Below are 17,126 nucleotides of genomic sequence, written 5' to 3'. Positions count from 1 at the left end.
GGAACCAGGCATGAAAGTCATCATCTGCGGCGCGGGCCAGGTGGGCTGGCAGATCGCGCGGCATCTGTCGGGCGAGAACAACGACGTCACGGTCGTCGATTCCAACGCCGATCTGGTGCGCCGCGCGACCGATACGCTGGACGTGCAGGGGGTGGCGGGTTTTGCCTCCTACCCGGATGTGCTGGAACGCGCCGGCGCGGCGGATGCCGACATGATCATCGCCGCCACCCATTCGGACGAGGTCAACATGGTCACCTGCCAGGTGGCGCATTCGGTGTTCGACATCCCGCGCAAGATCGCCCGGCTACGCGCGCAAAGCTATCTGGACGCGATCTACGCCGATCTTTACCGCCGCGACCATCTGCCGATCGACGTGGTGATCAGCCCCGAGCGCGAGGTGGCCGAGGCCGCGCTGCAGCGCCTGGCGGCGCCCGCGGCCTTCGATACCGAAAGCTTCCTGGGCGGCAAGGCGCAGCTGCTGGGCATCGCGCTGGAGGAAGACTGCCCGGTTCTGAACACGCCGCTGCGGCAGCTGACGGACCTGTTCTCGACCCTGCGTGCGATCGTCGTGGGGGTACGGCGCGAAGGCACGCTGTTCGCGCCCGAGCCGGGCGATCAGCTGTTCGAGGGCGATCAGGTCTATGTCTTCAGCCACACCGATGATGTGAACCGCACGCTCGAAATCTTCGGCAAGACGACGCGCAAGCAGGAACGCATCGTCATCATCGGCGGCGGCAACGTCGGCCTGGCGGTTGCGCGGGCGCTGGAATCGCGCACCGACCGGGTGCGCGCCAAGGTGATCGAGAAATCCCGCGCCCGGGCCGAACGCGCGGCCGACGCGCTGGAGCGCACCATCGTGCTGAACGGCGACGGCATGGATACCGACCTGCTGATGGAGGCCAATATCGAGCGCGCCGACGCGGTGTTGGCGGTGACCGACGACGACAAGACCAACCTTCTGGTGTCGGTCCGGGCCAAGCAGGCGGGGTGTCCGATGGCGATCGCGCTGGTCAACGACCCGACGCTGGTGCCGCTGATGGGGCCGCTGGAAATCGACGCCTATATCAACCCGCGCGCCACCACCGTCAGCTCGATCCTGCGTCATATCCGCCATGGCCGGGTGCGGGCGATCTATTCGATCGGCGATGCCGAGGCCGAGGTGATCGAGGCGCAGGTGCTGTCCACCTCTCCCATTGCCGGGCGGGTGATCCGCGACATCGACTTTCCCGAAGGTGTGCTGGTCGGCGCGGTCATGAAGGGGGAGGTGCTGCACAAGCCCTCGGGCGATCTTCGGATCGACGAGGGCGACGTGATCACCATTTTCGCGATGGCCAAGGATGTGCCCGAGGTCGAGCGCCTCCTGCAGGTCTCGGTCGATTTCTTCTAGCATGGGCCGGCTGCTCGATCTGCCGCTTCTGGTGATCTTGATGGGGATCACGGCGCTGGCGATGCTGCTGCCCGCTGCCCATGCCTTCGTGCTGCGCGATTTCTTCACCTCGCGGGCGTTCTTCTATTCGTCGATCCTGTTTCTGGTGCTGACTGCGATCCTGGGGGTGGCGACGTCGAACTACACCCCGCGCAACGCGGCGCGCAGCCATCTGGCCGCGCTGCTGGGCGCCTATCTGGTGCTGCCGGTGATGATGGCCTTCCCGTTTGCCGAGGCCGTGCCCGACACCAGCTTTGCCAATTCCTGGTTCGAGATGGTATCGGATTTCACCACCACCGGCGCCACGCTTTACGCCCCCGACCGGCTGGCGCCATCGGTGCATCTGTGGCGCGGGCTGGTGGGCTGGGGCGGCGGCTTCTTCATCCTGCTGGCGGCGCTGGCGGTGCTGGCACCCCTGAACCTGGGCGGGTTCGAGGTGCTGTCGGGCGGCGCGGTGGGGCGTGGCGTGGGCGGTCAGATCACCCGCGTCGCCGACCCGTCAGAGCGGCTGATCCGCTACACGCTGGTGCTGTTTCCGGCCTATGGCGGGCTGACCCTGGTGTTGTGGATCGGGCTGCTGATCGCCGGTGATCCCTCGCTGGTGGCGCTGATCCACGCGATGTCGACGCTCTCGACATCCGGCATCTCTCCGGTTGGGGGGCTGGCGGGGGCGCGATCCGGCATCCCGGGCGAGATGCTGATTTTCCTGTTCCTGATCTTCGCGATCTCGCGCCATTCGCTGCCCGGCGTCAGCCAGGTCGAGGGCCGCCGCGATATCCGCACCGATCCCGAATTCCGCATGGGGGTGACGGTGGTGGTCGTGGTCACGCTGTTGTTGTTCCTGCGCCATTGGACGGCGGCCTACGAGACCCGCACCCCCGATCACCTGATCCAGGCGCTGCGCGCGCTGTGGGCCAGCGCCTTCACGGCGCTTTCGTTCCTGTCGACCACCGGTTTCCAGGCCGAGGGCTGGGATACCGCGCAAACCTGGTCGGGGCTGAACGCGCCGGGGCTGATCCTGGTCGGGCTGGCGCTGATGGGCGGCGGCGTCGCCACCACCGCGGGCGGCGTGAAGCTGTTGCGCATCTATGCGCTTTTCAAGCATGGCCAGCGCGAGATGGAAAAGCTGGTGCATCCCAATTCGATCGGCGGGGCGGGTCCGATGGCGCGCCGGCTGCGGCGTGAAGGCGCCTATGTCGCTTGGATCTTCTTCATGCTGTTCGGCCTTGCGGTGATCCTGGTGATGGCGCTGCTCACCCTGACCGGCATCGCGTTCGAGCCGGCCCTGGTGTTCTCGGTCGCGGCGCTGTCCACCACCGGGCCGCTTGCCACGGTCGCCACCGAGATGCCGCTCAGCTATGCGGCGCTGGGGCTTGACGCCAAGCTGATCCTGGCCGGGGCGATGGTTTTGGGCCGGCTCGAGACACTGGCGATCATCGCGCTTCTGGCCCCCGATTCCTGGCGGAATTGACGCCCCTGGAAGTGGCCTGAAGGCCGCAGCCAAGGATAGGTCCGTAACGAACTGTTTTTTGGTCTGGAATCTCCGCGAATCTCGCGCGATACTCGGTCCGCCGGGGGCTCTCGGCCACGTAGGAGGGACGCCGCGACGACCGGCGCTAAGAAACAAAAGGCAAGAACACATGGCCGCCGACAAACAGAATTTGCAGGACGCGTTTCTGAACCACGTCCGCAAGAATAAAATTCCAGTTACCATTTTCCTGATTAACGGCGTGAAACTACAAGGCGTCATAACGTGGTTCGACAACTTCTGCGTACTGCTGCGCCGGGATGGTCAATCGCAACTGGTCTACAAGCACGCGATCTCGACAATCATGCCGGGACAGCCGATCAACCTTTACGACGGCGAAGATTGACCTCGCCGCTTTGGCATAGATCTTGACCCAGACCCAGACCGAGACCCGCGCGCCCCTGACACGGGCCTATGTCCTGCATCCCGACATCACCTCGGAGCGCCGCCGCCGCCCGGCGGCCCGCGCGCTGGAGGAAGCCACCGCGCTGGCCGCCGCGCTGCCGGGGCTGGAGTTGGCCGGCGCCGAAGTCGTGCGCCTGCCCAAGGTCGCGCCGGGGACGCTGTTCGGCTCTGGCAAGGTCGCGGAACTGAAGGCGAAACTTTCGGCGGCCGAGGTCGATCTGGTGCTGGTCGACGGCCCCGTCAGCCCGGTGCAGCAGCGCAACCTGGAACGCGAATGGAAGGTCAAGCTTCTGGACCGCACCGGCCTAATCCTGGAAATTTTCGCCGACCGGGCCCGCACCCGCGAAGGCGTGCTGCAGGTGGAACTGGCGGCGCTTAGCTACCAGCGCACGCGGCTGGTGCGCGCCTGGACGCACCTGGAACGCCAGCGCGGCGGCCTGGGCTTCGTCGGGGGCCCCGGCGAAACCCAGATCGAGGCCGACCGCCGCGCCATCGACGAACAGGTCACCCGGATCCGCAGGCAGCTGTCGAAGGTGGTGAAAACGCGCGAACTGCACCGCGCGGCGCGGCGCAAGGTGCCGTTCCCGATCGTCGCGCTGGTGGGCTATACCAACGCCGGAAAGTCCACGCTTTTCAACCGAATGACCGGCGCCGAGGTGATGGCGAAGGACATGCTTTTCGCGACGCTCGATCCCACGATGCGCGGCATCGAACTGCCGGGCGGCCAAAAGGCGATCCTGTCCGACACGGTGGGCTTCATCTCGGATCTGCCGACCCAGCTGGTCGCGGCCTTCCGCGCCACGCTCGAAGAAGTGCTGGAGGCCGATCTGATCTTGCATGTGCGCGACATCTCGCATCCCGAGACCGAAGAACAGGCCGCCGACGTGGCCGATATCCTGCGCGGGCTGGGCCTGGATGCGCAGGTGCCGCTGATCGAGGTCTGGAACAAGATCGACCAACTCGTCGCGCCCGCGCGCGAGGCGCTCGAGGTCCAGGCCGCGCGCAGCGACAACGTGCGGGCGATCTCGGCGCTGTCGGGGCAGGGGATGGCGGCGCTGTTGGCCGGGATCGAAACCGGCCTGGCCGAGGAACGCATCGAGCGCGTGCTGGAGCTGTCCTTCGCCGAGGGCAAGCGCCGCGCCTGGCTGCACGACCAGGGCGTCGTGGTCGACGAGATCGAAACCGAGACCGGCTACCGCCTCACCCTGCGCTGGACCCCACGCCAGGAACAGGCCTTCCGCGACCTGTGATGCTTCGGTCCGGGCCCGGCGTGCATCCTTTCATTGTTCCCCAAATACGCCCGCGGCGCCGGCCCCCCGTGCCGTCCGGCGCCGTCTGGCCCCCGGTCGTCGCACCTACCCGTCGAAGGCTTTCAGCCGCTTGATCAGCGACGAGGTATCCCAACGGCCGCCGCCCATCGCCTGCACATCCTTGTAGAACTGATCGACCAGCGCCGTGACGGGCAGTGCGGCGCCCAGTTCCTCGCCCGTGGCCAGGCAGATCGCCAGGTCCTTGCGCATCCAGTCGACGGCGAAGCCATGCTCGAACTCGCCCGCCAGCATGGTCTTGTAGCGGTTCGCCATCTGCCACGATCCGGCCGCGCCCTGGCTGATCACCTCGACCACCGCGGCGCCGTCCAGCCCCGCCTTCTCGCCGAAGGCCAGCGCCTCGGACAGGCCCTGCACCAGGCCGGCGATGCAGATCTGGTTCATCATCTTCGCGGTCTGGCCGGCGCCGGTGTCGCCGATCCGGCGGCAGATCCTGGCATAGGCGTCGATCACCTTCTCGGCCTTGTCATAGGCCGCCTGGTCGCCGCCGCACATCACCGACAGCACCCCGTTCTCGGCCCCCGCCTGACCGCCCGAGATCGGCGCGTCCACATAGCCGATTCCAGCCGCGGCGGCGGTCGCGGCCAATTCGCGCGTCACCTTCGCCGACACAGTGGTGTGATCGACGAAGATCGCGCCCGACGACATTCCCGTGAACGCCCCGTCAGCGCCGGTGCAGACCCCGCGCAGATCATTGTCATTGCCGACGCAGGCCATGACGAATTCGGCGCCCTTCGCTGTCTCGGCAGGGGTTTTCCCCAGCCTGCCGCCATGTTCTGATACCCATTTCTCGGCCTTGGCCGTGGTGCGGTTGTAAACCGTCACCTCATGCCCGGCCGCCGCCAGATGCCCGGCCATCGGATACCCCATGACCCCCAATCCCAGAAAAGCGATACGCGCCATGACTTCCCCCCTGTGCTGCAATCGTTTAGGTTCGGGCCCCTGATAACCCCTCCCCGACGTCAGGAACAGGTCCTACATGCTCACCGCCTTCCGCTGGGCTTTGCGAATTTTCACCGCGCTCATCGTTCTGTCCGTTCTGGCCGTCGGTGTCGGCTATTGGTTCCTCACGCGTTCGATCCCCGATTACAACGCCTCCTACAAGGTCGCGGGGATTACGAAGCCCGTGGAAATCATCCGCAACGCCAACGACGTGCCACATATCTTCGGCAAGGACGACGCCGATGTGTTCTACGCGCTGGGGTTTGCCCAGGCACAGGACCGGCTGTGGCAGATGACCCTGCTGCGGCGCACCGCCGAGGGCCGCCTGTCCGAGATCTTCGGCCCCAAGACGCTGAAGATCGACAGCCTGATGCGGCGGCTCGACCTTTACAATCTGGCTGCCGCCAGCTTCAGCGTGCAGGACCAGCAGACCAAGACCGCGCTCACCGCCTATGCCCGTGGCGTCAACGCCTGGATCGACATCGTCAACCGCGACGCGCTGGGGCGGGGGGCACCGGAATTCTTCCTGTTCTCGAACAAGATCGCGACCTGGCAGCCGTCGGATTCGCTGGCGATCCTGAAGCTGATGCAGCTGAAGCTGACCGGCGCCATGCAGCGAGAGATCCTGCGTGCCCGCGCCTCGCTGATCCTGCCGCCGGCGCGGGTGAAGGATCTGATGCCCGACGACCCGATGAAGCCGGTCGCGGCGCTGCCCGATTACGCCAGCCTCTTCCCCGGCGTGAAGAAGAACTATGCCGAGGTGAAATTCCCCACCAGCCCCTTGTCGCCGGTCCAGGCGCCGGCCTTCGCGGGCGCCTCGAACGCCTGGGCGGCGGCGCCCAACCGGGCAGCGGCGGGGGGCTCTTTGCTGGCCAATGATCCGCATCTTGACTTCACCGCGCCGTCGCTTTGGTACCTGGCGCGCCTGCAGTTGACCGAAGGCGGCGTGATCGGCGCGACGATTCCAGGGATGCCGCTGGTTCTGCTGGGCCGCTCAAAAGATCTGGGCTGGGGGCTGACGACGACCTATCTGGACGACCAGGACGTCCATATCGAAAAGATCAACCCCGACAATCCGCGCCAGTACCTTACCCCCCAGGGCTGGAAGGATTTCCGCACCCAACGTTCGATCGTACGCATCAAGGGCCAGGCGCCGGTGACGCTGACCCTGCGCTGGACGGAAAACGGCCCGGTGCTGCCGGGCAGCGATTTCGACCTGGCCTCGATCACCCCGGCGGGGCATGTGGCCTCGCTCAGCTGGACGGCGCTGACCGACAAGGACACCACGATGACGGCGATGATCCGGCTGATGAAGGCCCATGACATCGCCCAGGGCATCAAGGCCGGGTCGCTGTTCGTGGCGCCGGCGCAGAACCTGATGCTGGCCGACAAGCACGGCATCGCCATGCAGATGATCGGCTGGATCCCCAAGCGCGACCCGAACAACGACACCCAGGGCCGCATGCCCACCCCCGGCTGGCTGCCGCGCGACCGCTGGGACGGGCATTTTCCCTATTCCGATGATCCCAGCTTCATCAATCCGGCCTCGGGGATCCTGGGCAATACCAACAACAAGATCGTCGACCGTCCGTTTCCGCTCAACATCACCTTCCACTGGGGCGACACCCAGCGCATCCAGCGCTGGCTGACGCTGATGAAGGATCACCAGGTCCAGACCCGCGAAAGCTTCATCGAGGCCCAGCTCGACACCGTCAGCTTCACCGCGCGCGCCCTGCTGCCGCTGATCGCCAAGAACCTGTGGTATCAGGGCGAGGACGCGCCCCCCGGCACGCCCAAGGCCATGCGCCAGGAGGCATTGAAGATGCTGGCCGAGTGGAACGGCGACATGAACGAACACATGCCCGAGCCGCTGATCTACGCGGCCTGGATGCTGTTCTTGCAAAAACGCCTGATCTCGGATGAGCTGGGCCCGCTGGCCAAGGATTTCGCGCGCCCCGATCCGGTGTTCATCGAGCGGGTGTTTCGCAACACCGACGGCGCCGCGGCCTGGTGCGATATCGTGCAGAGCACGAAGAAGGAAACCTGCACCGATATCGCGCGGATCTCTCTCGACGATGCGCTGCTCTACCTGAAGAACCGCTATGGCACGGACATGAAGAACTGGCGCTGGGGCGATGCCCATCAGGCAGCGCAGGACAACCCGGTGCTGGGCAAGGTGCCGATCCTGCATTACTTCGTGAACCTTCGCCAATCCATCAGCGGCGGCGACAACACGCTCAACCGCGGCGAAACCAGCGCCTCGGGCCCCGATCCGTTCCTCGACGTGCACGGGCCTGGGTATCGCGGCGTCTATGATTTCGCCGACCCCGACAGTTCGGTCTTCATCATCTCCACCGGCGAAAGCGGCCACCCGCTGAGCCGCCACTACGACGATCTAGGAGAGCTGTGGCGCCGCGGCGAATACATCCCGATGTCGCTCGATCCGGCGCTGGCGCGGGCCGGGGCCGTCGGCATCACCCACTTGACCCCAACGGGCGCCAAACCCAAGGGCTGACACGCGCCTTTCATTGTTCGACAAATACGCCGGGGGTGCAGGGGGCAGCGCCCCCGCCGCCGCGTCACAACGAAACGCCCGCGCCAGCAGCCGGCACGGGCGTGGATTTTCGTCGAAAATCCGTGACCTTGGTTACGGAATGATCCGCGTATACTTGACCCCGGCAAGCGAGGCCCCCGCGATCAGCCCGGTCTGGCCAAAGACCAGGGCGATCACCGGCGCCTGCTCGGTGGTGGTGGATACTCCCAGGCTGCCGCCCTTGTTCTGCACCGCATAGACCATGTCGGCACTGGCCTCCCAGCCGTTCGAGGCGCGGAACGACGCCAGGGCGTCGGGCGTCATGAAGAACAGCGCATGGGCATATTGCTGGGCGCCGATCTGAAAACCGATCGAGGCCTTGGTGGCGGAATAGTAATCCACCGTCGCGCCGTTGATCTGCAGCGCACCACGCCCAAAGGCGCCGCCGATGCCAAAGCCGGCCTCGGTCATCAGCGGCATGTAAAGAACGCCCGCCGCCTTGTCCATCAGCGATTTGACACCCGGATAATGGCTGATCAGGAATTGCTTCGTCGCCGCCACGCGGGCGTCGATCCGGGCCGCGCCGTCGCTGCCGATGCCATTGCCGCAGGCCGACAGGGTCAATACCGATCCCGTGCCCAGAAGAAATGCGCGTCGCGATGTGATGCTCATCTGTCTCATGCCTCGCTCGAAAGCCCACCGGGGCGATATCTGGGCCTTATAGCGGCCCTTCCTACCAATCATAGGGAAAATCGCCCGCGCTGTCACGCAATTGAGAAGCCGGTCGGCGGCCAGTCGCGCATCTGTGTGGGTCGGGGCGGCAAGCACGGCCCCCGCGCCGCGGGCCCGATCAGTCCGCCAGCAGCCGCGCGACCTGGGGCGCGAAATAGGTGAGCACCCCGTCGCAGCCCGCGCGCTTGAACGCCAGCAGGCTTTCCAGCATCGCCTTCTCGCCGTCGATCCAGCCATTGTCGGACGCGCCCCGGATCATCGCGTATTCGCCCGACACCTGATAGGCATAGGTCGGCACGCCGAAGTTGTCCTTCACCCGGCGGCAGATGTCGAGATAGGGCATTCCGGGCTTGACCATCACCATGTCGGCGCCCTCGCGCAGGTCGCGCTCGATCAGGCGCAGGGCCTCGTCGGAATTGCCGGGGTTCATCTGATAGGTCTTCTTGTCGCCGCCCGCCAGCGCCGCCGCGGCCCCGACCGCGTCGCGGAACGGCCCGTAGAAGGCCGAGGCATATTTCGCCGAATAGCTCAGGATCGTCACGCCCTGGTGGCCCGCCGCCTCCAGCGCACTGCGCATCGCGCCGATGCGCCCGTCCATCATGTCCGAGGGCCCCAGGATATCGGCCCCCGCCTCGGCCTGCGCCAGCGCCATCTTCACCAGCGCCTCCACCGTCTCGTCATTCAGGATCTTGCCGTCCACGACAAAGCCGTCATGGCCGTTGATGTTGTAGGGATCGAGCGCGATATCGGTCATCACCGCGATCTCGGGTACCGCCGCCTTGATCGCCCGGATCGCGCGGTTCGAGATGTTGTCGGCGCTCCACGCCAGGGCGCAATCCTCGGTCCGCGCCTCCATCCCCGTATAGGGGAAGACACAGATCGCCGGGATGCCCAAATCCGCAGCCTCACGCGCCGCTTTCACCACCCGGTCCACCGACAGCCGGTTCACCCCGGGCATCGAGGCGATCGGTTCCTCCACCCCCTCGCCCTCGCGCACGAAGACCGGCCAGATCAGATCCTTCACCGACAGCCGGTTTTCCTGCGTCAGGTCGCGCAAGGCGGGCGTCGCGCGGGTGCGGCGGTGGCGGGTCTGGGGGTAGGGGGCTTGGATGGGGCGCATGGCGGCCTCCGGTCTGCTGCAACAATCCTGACGTCGCATGGATCGCGGGCCATCTCAAGGGTAGGAATTCACCCATCGCGCGGCTAATCTCCGGCGAATCCCAGCCAAGGCCCCTCCGTGCATCTTCCCATCCCGCTTTCCGAGCTGATCGACCTGCGCTCATTCTCCAACCTGTGGTACTGGATCGCGCTGGCGGTGCTGTGGTCGACCTCCAGCCATTGGGTGATCGGAGTGCCCTTCGATAGCATCACCCGCGCGCGCCGCCACGGAGGCCAGGCCCAGGCGGATCTGGAGGCGCTGGCGCGTATCAATGTGACCCGCATCCTGCATATCGCCCGGGTCTCCGGGCTGTGGCTGATCGGGTTTGCCGGCTTTGCGCTGACCACGCTGGCGGTGCTGGGCTTTGGCTACCGGATCGAACTGGCCCAGGCGCTGCTGTTGCTGCTGGGGCCGATGGCGCTGGTGGGGCTGTTGTCGATCCGCACCGCGCTGCGGGTCGAGGCGGGCGAGGCGGCGGGCGCGGCGCTGTTGCGCCGCCTCATGCGGCACCGGCTGGCGACACAGGTCATCGGCATGATCTCGATCTTCGTCACGGCGATGTGGGGGATGTATTGGAACATGTCGGTGGGCGTGCTGGGGCATTGAACCCGGCGTTTCGGCCATTGACTCCATCCCCCGGGCGGGTAGGTCAGCAGCCATGACGACATATCTGACAATGGGCGGCGCGCCCGAGGGCTACGACGCGAAACTGCTGCTGCGCGAGATGGAGGCCCACGGCCCCACCATCCACATCGCGCGCGACGACAAGCGGCTAGAGGCGATGCGCGCGGCGCTGGCCTTCTTCGCGCCCCAGGCGGCGGTGCTGACGCTGCCGGCCTGGGATTGCCTGCCCTATGACCGGGTCTCGCCCAACGCCGAGGTCTCGGCCGCGCGCATGGCGGCGCTGGCGGCGCTGGCGCATGGCATGCCCGGGCCGTTCATCCTGCTGACCACGCTGAACGCCGCGACCCAGAAGATGCCGGCGGCCGAGGTGCTGCGCGAGGCCTCGTTCTCGGCCCGCGTGGGCCAGCGCATCGACGAGGGCGCGTTGCGGGATTTCCTGGTGCGGATGGGGTTTTCGCAGACGTCGACGGTGTCGGAGCCCGGCGATTACGCGGTGCGCGGCGGCATCATCGACATCTACCCGCCGGGCCAGGGCGGACCGGTGCGGCTGGACCTTTTCGGCGACGTGCTGGATGGCGCGCGCCGGTTCGACACGGCCACGCAGCGCACCACCGAAAAGCTGAGCGTGGTGGATCTGGCCCCGGTGTCGGAGGTGATCCTTGACGAGGCCGCGATCACCCGCTTTCGCCAGAACTACCGGCTTGAATTCGGCGCGGCGGGCACCGACGACCCGCTGTACGAATCCGTTTCGGCCGGCCGCAAATCCGCCGGCGCCGAACATTGGCTGCCGTTCTTCCACGAACGGCTGGATACGTTGTTCGACTATCTTCCCGGCGCCTCGGCAACGCTTGACGATCAGATCACGCCCGCGCGCCTGGGCCGCTGGGAGGGCATCGTCGACCAGTACGAGGCCCGGCGCGAGGCGATGCGCGCCAAGGGCCGGCTGGACACGGTCTACAAGCCGCTGCCGCCGCACAGCCTGTACCTGGACGAAGCTGGCTGGGAGACCGCGCTGGGGGCGCGCCGGGTGATCCAGCTTAGCCCGCTGGCACAAAGCCCCGGCCCTGGCGTTCTGGACGCGGGCGGCCGCATCGGGCGCAATTTCGCGCCTGAACGGCAACAGGAAAATGTCAGCCTTTTCGGCGCCTTGGCATCCCATATTCGCGCAAGACGTGAAGATGGGGCGGTGGTCATATCCTCCTATTCCGACGGCGCGCGCGAACGCCTGAAGGGGCTGTTGGAGGACGAGGGCCTGGGCGGCGCGGCCGAGATTGCCGATGCCCGCGCGATCGCGCCCAAGGGGCTGCATCTGGCGGTCTGGGCGCTGGAACACGGGTTCGAGGCGCCGGGATTGACGGTGATCGCCGAACAGGACGTGCTGGGCGATCGGCTGATCCGGGGCGCCAAGAAGCGCCGCAAGGCGGAGAATTTCCTCACCGAACACCAGAGCCTGTCGCCCGGCGATCTGGTGGTGCATGTCGAGCACGGCGTGGGCCGGTTCACGGGGCTTGAGACGATCAGCGCCCTGGGCGCGCCGCATGAATGTATCGCGCTGGAATATGCCGAATCCGCAAGGCTTTACCTGCCGGTCGAGAATATCGAACTGCTGTCGAAATACGGCCATGACGAAGGCCTGCTGGACAAGCTGGGTGGTGGGGCCTGGCAGGCCAAGAAGGCGCGCCTGAAGGAACGCATCCGCGAGATGGCCGACCGGCTGATCCGCATCGCGGCCGAACGCCAGCTGCGCCATGCCCCGGTGCTGGACGCCCCCCACCACGCCTGGGAGGCCTTCGCCGCCCGCTTCCCCTATCAGGAAACCGACGACCAGCTGAACGCCATCTCTGACGTGATGGAGGACCTGTCGCGCGGCATCCCGATGGATCGGCTGGTGGTCGGTGACGTGGGCTTCGGCAAGACCGAGGTGGCGATGCGCGCGGCGTTCGTGACCGCCATGTCGGGGATGCAGGTCGCGGTGATCGCGCCGACCACGCTGCTGGCGCGTCAGCATTACAAAAGCTTCGCCGAGCGTTTCCGCGGCTTTCCCCTGCAGGTCCGGCAGCTTAGCCGTTTCGTTTCCGCCAAGGAGGCCGCCGCCACGCGCGCCGGCCTGGCCGACGGCACCGTCGACATCGTGATCGGCACCCATGCGCTGCTGGCGAAGGCGGTGAATTTCCGCAACCTCGGCCTGATGGTGATCGACGAGGAACAGCATTTCGGCGTCAGCCACAAGGAACGCCTGAAAGAGATGCGCTCGGACGTTCATGTCCTGACGCTGACCGCCACGCCGATCCCTCGGACACTTCAACTTTCGCTCACAGGTGTCCGGGATCTAAGCATAATCGGCACGCCGCCAGTGGATCGTCTGGCGATCCGCACCTATGTCAGCGAATTCGACAGTGTCACCTTGCGCGAGGCGCTTTTGCGCGAACATTACCGCGGCGGGCAAAGCTTTTTCGTGGTGCCGCGGATCAGCGACTTGCCCGAAATCGAGGACTTCCTGCGCGACCATGTCCCCGAGGTCACCCATGTCGTCGCCCACGGCCAGATGGCGGCGGGCGATCTCGATAGCCGCATGAACGCCTTCTACGACGGCAAATACGACGTGCTGCTGTCCACCACGATCGTGGAAAGCGGGCTGGACATTCCCACCGCGAACACCATGATCGTGCACCACGCGGACCGCTTCGGCCTGGCCCAGCTTTACCAGATCCGCGGCCGGGTGGGGCGCTCGAAGACCCGCGCCTATTGTTTCCTGACCACCAAGCCCCGCGCGCCGCTGACCGACCAGGCGGTCAAGCGGCTGCGGCTGCTGGGCAGTCTCGACAGCCTCGGCGCGGGCTTCACGCTGGCGTCCCAGGATCTGGACCTGCGCGGCGCCGGCAACATCCTGGGCGAGGAGCAATCCGGCCACATCTCGGAAGTGGGCTACGAGCTTTACCAGAACCTGCTGGAAGAGACGATCGCCAAGATCAAGACCGGAGAGATCGACGGCCTTTCCACCCCCGGCGACCAATGGGCGCCGCAGATCAACCTGGGCGTTCCGGTGCTGATCCCAGAGGATTACGTCCCCGATCTGGATGTGCGGCTGGGCCTTTACCGGCGGCTGTCCTCGCTGGAGACGAAGGTCGAACTGGAAGGCTTCGCCGCCGAGTTGATCGATCGCTTCGGCAAGCTGCCGAAGGAGGTCAACACGCTGCTTCTGATCGTGCGCATCAAGGCGCTGTGCAAGCGCGCGGGCATCGCCCGGCTCGATGGCGGCCCGAAGGGCGCGACGGTCCAGTTCCATCTGGACAAATTCGCCAATCCGGCCGGATTGGTGGAATATCTGCAGGGCCAGAAGGGGCTTGCGAAGGTCAAGGACAACAAGGTGATCATCCGCCGCGACTGGGCCTCGGACGCCGACCGCATCCGCGGCGCCTTCGCGATCGCCCGCGACCTGGCCGAGAAAGCGTCGAGCCCCGCGAAGAAGCCGCCCGCCTGACCCCGCGGCGCCTCAGCCGACCCGGGCGATTTTGCGCATCAACAGCACGCCCAGCCCGCTCAGCACCGAGACCGAGATCATCAGCGGCACCGGCGTGCCGTTGAACGCCAGCCCGATCGGCGCACCCAGCAGCACCCCTAGCACCGTGCCAAGCGCACCGGTCACCGATGAAGCCGTTCCCGCGATATGGCCCATCGGCTCCAGCGCCAGCGCATTGAGATTGCCCAGCACCGGCGCCACCATGAAGAAAACGCAGGTGATCCAGAAGAAGAACGCCGGAAAGGCCAGCGCCGCGGGCAGAACCCCGGCCGCGAAGACCAGCGTCATCGCGCCCGAGATCACCAGCTGGAACCCCAGCGCCAGGATCACCAGCGCGCGCATGCCCAGCCGCACCACCAGCCGCGCGTTCAGGAAACTGCCCCCGGCCGAGATCAGCGCCGTGGCCGCGAACCAGTAGGGAAAGCTTGCGCCCAGTCCGAAACGGATGTCGTAGATCTGCTGCACCGAGGCGATCGTGCCGAAAAGCGCCGCGAAGGCAAGCGATTGCGTGGCGATCGCGATCAGCACGACGCGGTGGCCCAACACCTCGCGCACCGCCTGCCACAGCGGGCCCGGCTCCAGCGGGCGGCGGGCTTGCGGCGGCAGGGTCTCGGGCTGTCGCAGGCCCAGCCAGCCGGCCGAGACCAGCGAGAACAGGATGAAGGCGGCGAAGATCCCGCGCCAGCCGAACAGCGCGATGATCCCGGTCGACAGCGCCGGCGCGATCGCCGGAACGGTGGTGAAGATCATCATCGCGATCGATACGATCCGCGCCATCTGCCGGCCGGCGTACAGATCGCGCACCAGCGCCAGCGACACCACCCGCGGCCCGGCCGCGCCCAGCCCCTGGATCAGCCGCGCGGCCAGCACCAGCTCCAGCGTCTGCGCGACCGAGGCCAGCGCCGCCCCCAGCGTGTAAAGCGCCGCACCCCCCAGGATCGCCCGCTTGCGCCCGATCGCGTCCGAGATCGGCCCCGCGACGAAGGTGCCCAGCCCCATGCCCAGGATGAAGGCGGTCAGGATCAGCTGGGCGCGGTTCTCGTTGCCCGGGGTCAGTTCGGCGGCGATGTCGGGCAGGGCGGGCAGCATCGAATCGATGGAAAACGCCACCGTCGCGAAAAGCATCGCGATCATCGCGATGAATTCGCCCGAGGAAAGCGCGCGGCGCGGTGGCCGCCCGGCCCGGATCGGGTCCGTCATCCGAAGGGATCCGGCGCCGCGCCCGCTTGCTGGCCGTCCTCGCCGCCGGCCGAACCGATCTCGTCGATCACCTGCTGCCACAATTCTACCGGCTGCGCGCCGGGCAGGACGTGCTGATCGGCGATGATGAAGGTCGGCACCGCATTGATGCCGCGCGCGCGGGCATGCGCGTCGCGGGTGCGGATCGTTTCGATATCGGCATCGCCTTCCAGCAGACGCAGCGTGGCGGCAGAGTCCATGCCGATGGCGCCGGCGATGGTCGCCAGGGTCACCTTGTCGCCGATATCGCGGCCCTCGCGGAAATAGGCGCGAAACAGCGCCCCGGCGGCCAGGCTCTGCTTGCCCTCGATCTGGGCCCAATGCGCCAGACGCAGCGCATCCAGCGTGTTCGGCGTGCGGGTGATGCGCTCGAAATCGATATCGACCCCGGCGGCGCGCGCGGCCTCGGCGATCTTGCCATAGACCATCCGGGCACGCTCCGGCCCGCCGAACTTGGCCTCCAGATAGGCCTGACGGTCGCGCCCCCCGGCCGGCATGTCGGGATTCAGCTGGAACGGATGCCAGGCGATCGCGAAAGGATGCGCGGGCCGGCTTTCCAGCGCCCGGTCAAGCAGGGTCTTGCCGATATAGCACCAGGGGCAGATCGGATCCCAGAAAATGTCAAGCCGGATCATGTCGTCTCTCCCCAGTCGGAATGAAGCTGCGCGCGGGGCGCGAAATGCCCGCACGGGGTTACGCCGAGCCTGCGCGACATGCAAGGCGCCGAGCGGCCCGACCCGTCGCGCCCGCCTTTCATTGTTCCACAAATACGCGCCTCTGCGCCGGCAAGCGTCGCGGCGCGCGCCCCGGCATCAAGACCGCTTGTCTTCGCCCTGCACGGGGCCGTAGCTTCCAGCCATGGAAAACGCCTGGATCGTCACGCCCTATTTCTTCGATCAACCCGACCCGGCGCTGACCGAAGCGGTTCCCGCCGCACAGCCCTATCTGCTGAACGCGCCCCAGGCCGTGGCCGATCGCTCGCCCGCCGCGCTGGGGCTGCTGCATCGCCCGATCGCGGCCTTCGCGCGCGATGCCGCGGCGCGCGGGGCGCGGCCGGTGTCGGTGGCGGGCGATTGCGGCGCCAGCCTGCCGGTGATGGCCGGGCTGCAACAGGCGGGGCTGGCGCCGGTTCTGGTCTGGCTTGACGCGCATGGCGATTTCAACACCCCCCAGACCTCGCCCTCGGGTTTCCTGGGTGGAATGCCGCTGGCGATGATGGTGGGGCGGGGCGATCCGGCGCTGGCGCGCGAATCCTCGCTGCGCCCGGTGCCCGAAGCCGATGTCTGGCTGATCGATGCGCGCGATCTCGACCCGCTCGAGGCCGAGGCGGTCGCCGGGTCGGGGCTGAACCGATCCGCGGTTTGGGATCTGCCGCGGCTGGCCTTCGACCGGCCGGTACATCTGCATATCGACAACGATGTCGTCGATGCCCGCGACGTGCCCGCCAACAACTACCCGGTGCCGGATGGGCCAAGCCTTGACCAGACCTGTCGCGCGCTTGCCGGTTTCAAAGCGGCGAACCGGATCGCCGCGGTTTCGTTCAGTGGCTGGAACGGGCGGCTGAAGGGGGCCGGGCGCACCGCCCGCGCCTGCGCGCGCCTGCTGCAGGCGGCCCTGGGCGGATAGCGCCGCGCCACGCCGCCCCGGCCCCGCAGATATGCCCCGCCCGATGCCGTGCTTCCCGACCGGC

13 protein-coding genes are annotated in these 17,126 nt (G+C 67.0%); 8 read left to right on the top strand and 5 right to left on the bottom strand.

Annotated features, from left to right (window positions below; all coding sequences use genetic code 11):
• Positions 1-10: 10 nt before the first annotated feature.
• From trkA to hflX, 4 genes are all read left to right on the top strand, one after another.
• Positions 11-1,387 carry a Trk system potassium transporter TrkA gene (gene trkA, locus BLV97_RS12875; protein WP_035846657.1) on the top strand — a complete coding sequence of 459 codons (1,377 nt, stop codon included), beginning with the start codon at positions 11-13 and terminating at the stop codon, positions 1,385-1,387.
• Between the two features lies 1 nt (position 1,388).
• Entirely contained in the window at positions 1,389-2,897 is a 1,509-nt protein-coding gene (locus BLV97_RS12870) for a potassium transporter TrkG (protein WP_035846659.1), read from the top strand.
• A gap of 169 nt (positions 2,898-3,066) precedes the next feature.
• Complete coding sequence (gene hfq, locus BLV97_RS12865; RefSeq protein ID WP_035846661.1) at positions 3,067-3,300, top strand: RNA chaperone Hfq; 234 nt, start codon at positions 3,067-3,069, stop codon at positions 3,298-3,300.
• 22 nt (positions 3,301-3,322) lie between these two features.
• Positions 3,323-4,609 carry a GTPase HflX gene (gene hflX, locus BLV97_RS12860; protein ID WP_092164091.1) on the top strand — a complete coding sequence of 429 codons (1,287 nt, stop codon included), beginning with the start codon at positions 3,323-3,325 and terminating at the stop codon, positions 4,607-4,609.
• Positions 4,610-4,714: 105 nt separating this feature from the next.
• Here hflX and BLV97_RS12855 read toward each other — a convergent pair whose 3' ends face one another.
• Positions 4,715-5,590 (bottom strand): NAD(P)-dependent oxidoreductase, encoded by an 876-nt coding sequence (locus BLV97_RS12855; RefSeq protein ID WP_035846663.1) that lies wholly within the window; start codon positions 5,588-5,590, stop codon positions 4,715-4,717.
• A gap of 76 nt (positions 5,591-5,666) precedes the next feature.
• On the opposite strand from BLV97_RS12855, the gene BLV97_RS12850 reads away from it, so the two are divergent.
• Positions 5,667-8,144, top strand: a complete 2,478-nt coding sequence (locus BLV97_RS12850; RefSeq protein ID WP_035846665.1) for a penicillin acylase family protein — start codon at positions 5,667-5,669, stop codon at positions 8,142-8,144.
• 132 nt (positions 8,145-8,276) lie between these two features.
• Here the strand turns inward: BLV97_RS12850 and BLV97_RS12845 are convergent, their stop codons facing one another.
• Entirely contained in the window at positions 8,277-8,834 is a 558-nt protein-coding gene (locus BLV97_RS12845) for a lipid-binding SYLF domain-containing protein (protein ID WP_035846667.1), read from the bottom strand.
• Positions 8,835-9,012: 178 nt separating this feature from the next.
• Entirely contained in the window at positions 9,013-10,014 is a 1,002-nt protein-coding gene (gene hemB / locus BLV97_RS12840) for a porphobilinogen synthase (RefSeq protein WP_035846669.1), read from the bottom strand.
• Between the two features lie 117 nt (positions 10,015-10,131).
• Between hemB and BLV97_RS12835 the strand changes: the two genes are divergently transcribed.
• Together BLV97_RS12835 and mfd are read left to right on the top strand one after the other, a co-directional pair.
• Positions 10,132-10,659, top strand: a complete 528-nt coding sequence (locus BLV97_RS12835; RefSeq protein WP_035846670.1) for a hypothetical protein — start codon at positions 10,132-10,134, stop codon at positions 10,657-10,659.
• A 52-nt stretch (positions 10,660-10,711) separates the two neighbouring features.
• A complete protein-coding gene (gene mfd, locus BLV97_RS12830; RefSeq protein WP_035846674.1) occupies positions 10,712-14,158 on the top strand; it encodes a transcription-repair coupling factor in 3,447 nt (1,148 codons plus the stop codon).
• A 12-nt stretch (positions 14,159-14,170) separates the two neighbouring features.
• Here mfd and BLV97_RS12825 read toward each other — a convergent pair whose 3' ends face one another.
• Positions 14,171-15,397, bottom strand: coding sequence for a multidrug effflux MFS transporter (locus tag BLV97_RS12825; protein ID WP_092164089.1), 1,227 nt, complete (start codon positions 15,395-15,397; stop codon positions 14,171-14,173).
• Positions 15,394-16,071, bottom strand: coding sequence for a DsbA family oxidoreductase (locus BLV97_RS12820; RefSeq protein WP_035846798.1), 678 nt, complete (start codon positions 16,069-16,071; stop codon positions 15,394-15,396). Before BLV97_RS12820 ends, BLV97_RS12825 begins: the two co-directional genes overlap by 4 nt.
• A gap of 223 nt (positions 16,072-16,294) precedes the next feature.
• On the opposite strand from BLV97_RS12820, the gene BLV97_RS12815 reads away from it, so the two are divergent.
• Positions 16,295-17,062 carry an arginase family protein gene (locus tag BLV97_RS12815; protein WP_051646326.1) on the top strand — a complete coding sequence of 256 codons (768 nt, stop codon included), beginning with the start codon at positions 16,295-16,297 and terminating at the stop codon, positions 17,060-17,062.
• The last annotated feature ends 64 nt before the right edge of the window (positions 17,063-17,126 follow it).

Origin of the sequence: Allgaiera indica (assembly GCF_900106675.1) — a bacterium.
GTDB classification, from domain to species: Bacteria; Pseudomonadota; Alphaproteobacteria; order Rhodobacterales; family Rhodobacteraceae; genus Acidimangrovimonas; species Acidimangrovimonas indica.
The sequence above is the reverse complement of the archived record's forward strand: the minus strand, read 5'-3'. Positions and strand labels throughout refer to the sequence as shown.

Bases quoted from the DNA above. Each gene is read 5' to 3' on its own strand.
- trkA (WP_035846657.1), top strand. From the start codon at position 11: ATGAAAGTCATCATCTGCGGCGCGGGCCAGGTGGGCTGGCAGATCGCG.
- BLV97_RS12870 (WP_035846659.1), top strand. From the start codon at position 1,389: ATGGGCCGGCTGCTCGATCTGCCGCTTCTGGTGATCTTGATGGGGATC.
- hfq (WP_035846661.1), top strand. From the start codon at position 3,067: ATGGCCGCCGACAAACAGAATTTGCAGGACGCGTTTCTGAACCACGTC.
- BLV97_RS12855 (WP_035846663.1), bottom strand. From the start codon at position 5,590: ATGGCGCGTATCGCTTTTCTGGGATTGGGGGTCATGGGGTATCCGATG.
- BLV97_RS12850 (WP_035846665.1), top strand. From the start codon at position 5,667: ATGCTCACCGCCTTCCGCTGGGCTTTGCGAATTTTCACCGCGCTCATC.
- BLV97_RS12845 (WP_035846667.1), bottom strand. From the start codon at position 8,834: ATGAGCATCACATCGCGACGCGCATTTCTTCTGGGCACGGGATCGGTA.
- hemB (WP_035846669.1), bottom strand. From the start codon at position 10,014: ATGCGCCCCATCCAAGCCCCCTACCCCCAGACCCGCCACCGCCGCACC.
- mfd (WP_035846674.1), top strand. From the start codon at position 10,712: ATGACGACATATCTGACAATGGGCGGCGCGCCCGAGGGCTACGACGCG.
- BLV97_RS12825 (WP_092164089.1), bottom strand. From the start codon at position 15,397: ATGACGGACCCGATCCGGGCCGGGCGGCCACCGCGCCGCGCGCTTTCC.
- BLV97_RS12820 (WP_035846798.1), bottom strand. From the start codon at position 16,071: ATGATCCGGCTTGACATTTTCTGGGATCCGATCTGCCCCTGGTGCTAT.
- BLV97_RS12815 (WP_051646326.1), top strand. From the start codon at position 16,295: ATGGAAAACGCCTGGATCGTCACGCCCTATTTCTTCGATCAACCCGAC.